Source organism: Nitrincola sp. A-D6 (genome assembly GCF_000764495.1).
Classification (GTDB): Bacteria; Pseudomonadota; Gammaproteobacteria; order Pseudomonadales; family Balneatricaceae; genus Nitrincola.
In genome coordinates, this window is record NZ_JRLB01000063.1 from 1 (window position 1) to 5,937 (window position 5,937).

The 5,937-nt window shown below is 53.4% G+C and carries 4 protein-coding genes; all 4 read right to left on the minus strand.

What is annotated here, in order from left to right; genetic code table 11:
- Positions 1–781: ESPR domain-containing protein (locus LH51_RS20535; RefSeq protein WP_200881969.1), on the minus strand; the 781-nt coding region annotated here is incomplete at its 3' end.
- A 620-nt stretch (positions 782–1,401) separates the two neighbouring features.
- Positions 1,402–2,451 (minus strand): helix-turn-helix domain-containing protein, encoded by a 1,050-nt coding sequence (locus tag LH51_RS11040; RefSeq protein ID WP_036522228.1) that lies wholly within the window; start codon positions 2,449–2,451, stop codon positions 1,402–1,404.
- A 231-nt stretch (positions 2,452–2,682) separates the two neighbouring features.
- Positions 2,683–3,777: an autotransporter outer membrane beta-barrel domain-containing protein gene (locus LH51_RS11045; RefSeq protein ID WP_144244255.1), complete on the minus strand. Its 1,095-nt coding sequence runs from the start codon at positions 3,775–3,777 to the stop codon at positions 2,683–2,685.
- 128 nt (positions 3,778–3,905) lie between these two features.
- Positions 3,906–5,937: autotransporter-associated beta strand repeat-containing protein (locus LH51_RS19285; protein ID WP_200881970.1), on the minus strand; the 2,032-nt coding region annotated here is incomplete at its 5' end.

Consider the following 5,937-nt stretch of genomic DNA (forward strand, 5'->3'; position numbering starts at 1 on the left):
CACCCCTGCCACCACTACCGCCATCACCACCGCTGCCGCCGTCGCCACCCTTGCCGCCCGTACCTCCCATACCGCCCGCGCCGCCGAAACCGCCGTCACCACCCACAATCGTGCCAGAAATGTTAATGGTCAGGGTGAACCCTGTTCCAGACACAGCTATATTGCCGTCACCGCCATCGCCACCGCTACTGCCCAAGCCACCGGCACCCCCTGCATCACCCGCTCCACCATTGCCACCTACTCCACCATCAGTACCATCGGTGCCATCGATACCGTTACCATAGAGACAGTTACCGCTAAAAACATCAAAGTTAATACAGTTGATACCGCCATCGGTACCTCTGATACCATCGCTGCCTGCGCTGCCATTACTGCCAGTGACGCTAGAGTTGTAGCCGATACCACCAGCACCACCCTGACCGCCGGTACCGCCATAACCGCCGCGAATGGTACCGTTTAACAAGTATGCATCGGCGTCTGGGAACTGGTAGCCAAGACCACCATTGGTGCCGTCACCACCGCTGCTACCGTTGCCACCGGTCGGGATGGTATCCGTGCCTACAGATCCAGTGCTTCCAACCGTTCCATCGGTGCCGTCTGTGCCCGATGAGTTGACAAGTGTTGTCACCGCCCAGGCTGTTGGGGCGGCGCAGGCGAGTGTAGCGGCCAGTGCCGCACTCTTAACGAGGCTCCGACCCTTGCCATGTGAACGTGCAATTTCGGGTGCAACCTGGACAACACCAGATACGCGGTTCTTTATTAGTCGGTATACTTTGTTCATTCTTATTTTACCCGCAATAATACTTGGCGTTTTTGGCATTGATATTTCTAATCAGACCGTATTTACTTTATCCGTATAAAACCCAACTGACGTGAAAGTGGTTCGAAGATCACGCTCAAATAGCAGGAGGTATACCGCTCGTAAGCACAACCGAACATTCAGGCGCGAGGCTGCTGTTCGTGCTGAAAACACAGAAAAAAATCACCGAAAAAATTCAGAAATAAAACCGGTATGAAATAAAACCTTGTTAAATAACATGTCCTGAATTTAAATCTCAGCTATTAAATACGCGATACAGAGTTGAGTTCAACACTCAATCATAAAGAGGAAGTGGATATGTGCGTGATGTGGATAAAGGTGCGCAAAATGGATATGTAAGATGGGTTCTCGAAAGGCTTACGGAATCAGAAACGGCTAATCAAAAGAATATAACCCTGTTGCTAAAGGAACCCAGCAGCTGTCTGTGCGAAGCCGCCAAACAGGATGGTGTGTTGTTTGTCTGAAAAGAGTTGATTCGCCCGGGGACCGGGCTCCTACAACAAACCGCGAACCCTTTCGCCCGGGGACCGGGCTCCTACAACATACTTGTCCAGGCTACTCATTTCTGTACAAATAAACTGTCAGATCCTACCTAGTCGACTAGTTCCAGATGATCTATGAGGGTATGAATTTCTTTGTTTCAATGTATCTGATGGCAATTCACCAAACTGCTTCCTGTACATACAGGCCAGCCGTCCCATATGAACAAATCCCCACTGGTTAGCTATTTCTGTCACCGTTCTTTGTTTGTCACCTGCATTGAGCAGTTCGTTCCGAATTCCCTCCAGGCGAACACTCCTGAGGTACTCCATGGGTGACGTGCCTAATACCTTGCCGAAGATGTTTTGAAGTGATCGGTAGCTGCAGCCCGCATAAGTCGCCAACTCTTCCAGAGTGATTTTTTCATGAGCATGGGCATGAATATAATCTCGCGCACGCTTGAGATTACGAGGCATGACCACGGGATTTGAAGCTGATTCGGCAATATCCGCAAAGCTATTCGGATGCAGGGTAATAAATTGCGTCAGCAGATAATTTTCAAGGTTGACAAGGCTGATGGGGTTCCTCAAGACCCCAAGCGGTCCATTCATTTCGCTCATTGCGTAAGTCATGGCATTCTTTAGTGCGAGACCGGCGGGCTTGGCAAGATCAACGTTTTTGGCCAGTTGAAAATTAATATCTCCTGCCTTTTCTCCAAATAAGCCGCGAGCATGTTGCCGAAGTGCATCATGGCTAAATATCAGTGCATCACCAGCATACCCCTGCAGATCCAGCTTGTAGGGCCTATCCATGTTAATGACCAGTCCCTGATTCGCTGAAATATCACTGGATTCGCCATGTTGCTGTAATCTACCGGAACCTGAAGTTAGAAAATTAAGTGAAATAACCTCGGAACATTGGTCTTCTTTTACTGCAGCTTCTATCGGTGCACCCTCGCCGTATGAGAACGACGATAATCCAAGTCTGTTAACGGCGCAGCTGCAAACAGAAGAATTCAGGCGGGCTCTTTTTTTCGTGATGTTTAACTCATGTGGCGTGAACTGTTTTCCCAGCACATGACGAATTTCATCAATATCCGTTGAAGAAAAAACATGATGATTGAATAGGTTCATGACGAGTTCTTGAGCCATAACACACCTACTGTCTGATCTATCAGGTAGATAGCGGCGTGTTCGTTTGCTTGTGAGTTACGAAGCGTTCGCCCAAATGAATAATACCGCGCCATCGATAATAATATAGCTATTGAATTCTCGGGTCGAGAAGTACTTGACAGGGCGTTTATTTTCAACCAGTCGATGGCGAGGCGCTAAGTGTGCCTGTAGCCACACACTGCGAGGTATAGGCTTAGTTTGCAGGATGAGTCACCACATCATCCGGAAGGTCGCAGCGATGGCGTGCTGTCGGTCGGAGTCGGCAAATTCTCCACGGTACTCCAGATCCAGCTGCGAATACTTGCTCAAGTGTGCACTAACACCCAGCAGGGTCCGCGCACGGTTGCGATCCGTGGCTGGCCCCTTGATATTGAACGGAACGTCGCCACTCACAGCAAAGGCTGGGTTGAGTGAAGCCTCGCGATACAGGTGTTCATGTACCCAGGACAGGCCCAGCGTGGTGTCGAACTGCATACCACCGGAACTTTTTAGCTCGCTGCTCATACGTGCCCCTAATACCGAGCGCAGCGAATTCATGCGGTCGTTACCATAGGTCAGATTGGCATCAACAGCACCGGTTTCGGTAAAGCCATTCTGGCGATAATGACCGTACTCCAATCCAGCATACGGTGTCACCCGTTGGTTATCGGACAAGGTGTAATGCCTGCCCACTTCAAGCGACAAGCCAAGCGCATCGATGTTGTATTCGGCCTTTGCAGCACCGGAGAAACCAGTGAACTGCACCTCTCGTGTACTGTTGACATTGTGGTGACCTATGCCAAAGATGGTATTGAGATAGTTATCGGTCCACTGCTTGCGGCTATAGGCGGCCAACTGGTAACTGTCGATACCAGTGCCACCCGCGTGCATGTCGACATTGCTGTAGGTGTAGCCGAAAGCCACCCCGGCCAGTAGACCATCCTGCATTTCACTATCGTAACCCAGCACCACGCCATGGCTTTTATGCTTTGCCTTCGATGCTTTGCCATCGCTATCGATGTCACCCAATCCGCTTATTCCTCGCAGCCAAACAGTCCGGCTCGGCTTGGTCAACTGCTCGCCAATGATCCGAGTGAACTGATGGGACGCACGCGCCACTTGTGGCAGGGTGTGGGTATGCTGCTCCCCAGAGAGGCTTCCGTAGGCGTCAGGTAGCTGTTCCGCAGGAAGCATATTGAGCGCATCGAAGAGGTCTACAGCCTGAACCGAGGTAGCGAAACTGTCGAGGTTGAGCGCAAGGCTCTGCTGGTTCGGCGTCAGTAGGTCACTGACTACCGCTTCAAAGCTCAGCTGTTCGATCAGCATGCCGTACTCAGTACCCGTAATCACTGGGGTGAGCTGCAGGCTGGCACCGAGATTGTTGCTGATATTGTCGATAATGGGATTGAAGCCGTTCTGCGGATCGCCCGCCAGTACCAGGCTGCCTGCATTGATTAGATTGTATTTAGTACCAGCAATTGGCGCATGGCTGAACTGCAGGTCGAGCGTGCCATCCAGCGTTGCGGTGCCACTGACGTTGATCTGGTCATACTGGGTACCGGTGTGGGGCCGTCAATTTCCATGACGGTAGTGCTGCCCGGGCTCAATGTGAGGTCGCCGGTAATGTTCAGGAGGCCAGGACTGTTGCCCGGTGACAGTATACCGCCACTGTTGACAACAAGGTTGCCCACTGTGCCGGAGCCACCCAGGATGGCGCCACTGTTGACGAAGGTATTCCCTGCGATGCTGCCGTTGACGAGAAGCTTACCCGCAGAAATGATGGTGTCACCACTGTAGGTATTGGCACCGACCAGCGTGAGAGTCCCAACTCCCTGCTGGATCAATGATCCAGAACCGCTGATTTCACCCGCAAAACTCAAGGCATCCGAGCGGTTAAAGATTAGCGCCCCATTGTTAGTGACATTACCGTCAATCGAACCGTTCACCCCGCCATCACCAATCTGCAAGGTGCCGCCAGAGATGGTGGTACTTCCAGTGTAGCTGTTGCTACCGGTCAGCGTCAGGATGCCACCACCTTGTTGGGTCAACGAACCAGAACCACTGATCTCGTCCACAAAGTCCAGATCATCCGAACGGTTGAAGATCAGGGCCCCGCTGTTAGTGACGTTACCGTCAATTGAACCGCTCACCCCGCCATCACCAATCTGCAAGGTGCCATCAGAGATCGTGGTACCGCCAGTGTAGCTGTTGCTGCCGGTCAGCGTCAGAGTGCCAGCGCCTTGCTGAGTCAACGATCCAGAGCCACTGATCTCGCCCGCAAAGCTCAAGGCATCCGAACGATTGAAGAACAGGGCCGCATTGTTGGTGACATCGCCAGTAATAGAGCCGGCAGTGCCGCCATGGCCGATCACCAAGGTGCCAGCAGAAATTGTGGTGCCGCCCGCATAGGTGTTGGCGCCGGTCAGCGTCGTGTGGCCGGTCCCGGCAAAGTTCATGCCCCCCATACCACTGATAACGCCAGACAGGATATTGCTGTTGCCACCGTTATCGAAATTATTGTTACCAGCAAGAATCATGTTCTGATTCAGCATGGTCGCTCTTGCCGTGCGCAAGGTGCCGCCGTCGAAGTTGATTGTGGAGTCGCCCAACTCGCTGCCGGTGGAGTAGGTGACAAGGAGAGCAAAACCGTTTTCGGTAGTGTAGGGATCTATCGCGAAGACAGACTCTTCAAAACTCGGGAAGGTGGAAGAGATCAACAGCGTCCCACCCTTCAGGTTCCAGCCCAGGCTGCTGGTGTTGCTCCCCGTCACGGTCCAGGTACCGCTACCGGTCATATCCAACGTTTGAAAACCCTGGTATTGCTGGCCGGAGCCAAGGTTGTCGACGTTAAAGCTGCTGTTCCCGGTTCCCCCCAGTACGAGGGTATCGCCGCCATTGGTGGTGCCGCTGCTGCTGACGACCCTACCACTGATTGACCAACCGGCCTCGAGGATCAGCGTATTACCGCCGCCGGATAGATTGATGGCGTTGGCCTGGGGGCCGCTGATGAGGCTGGTGCCGTGGGCGCCCCCAGCGATGGAACCGCTGTTAGTAATGGTTGAGGTACCGAGGGCCGAAATGCCAACGCCGCCGTTACCGCCACTACCGGTAACACCACCGGCGCTACCGCCAATGCCGCCGACGATCGTGCCGGAGTTGGTAAAAACAGAATGATCAAGGCTGACAGCAGCGCCACCGTTACCACCATCACCACCACTGATAATAAAACCGCCACTACCGTCACTGCCGCCATTACCGCCCGCACCGCCATAAATGTTACCGGAGTTGGTCAGGGTAGAATCAATGACATCTACGCCATATGCACCGTCACCGCCGTGACCACCGTGGCCACCGTTGCCACCAGTGCCACCACTACCTCCAGTACCGCCGTTACCGCCATATCCGCCAGCCCATAGTGTACCCGTGCCGCCGGTGCTGCCAGAGCTGCCGCTGCTGCCAGCGACACCGCCCGCCCCGCCCGCCCCG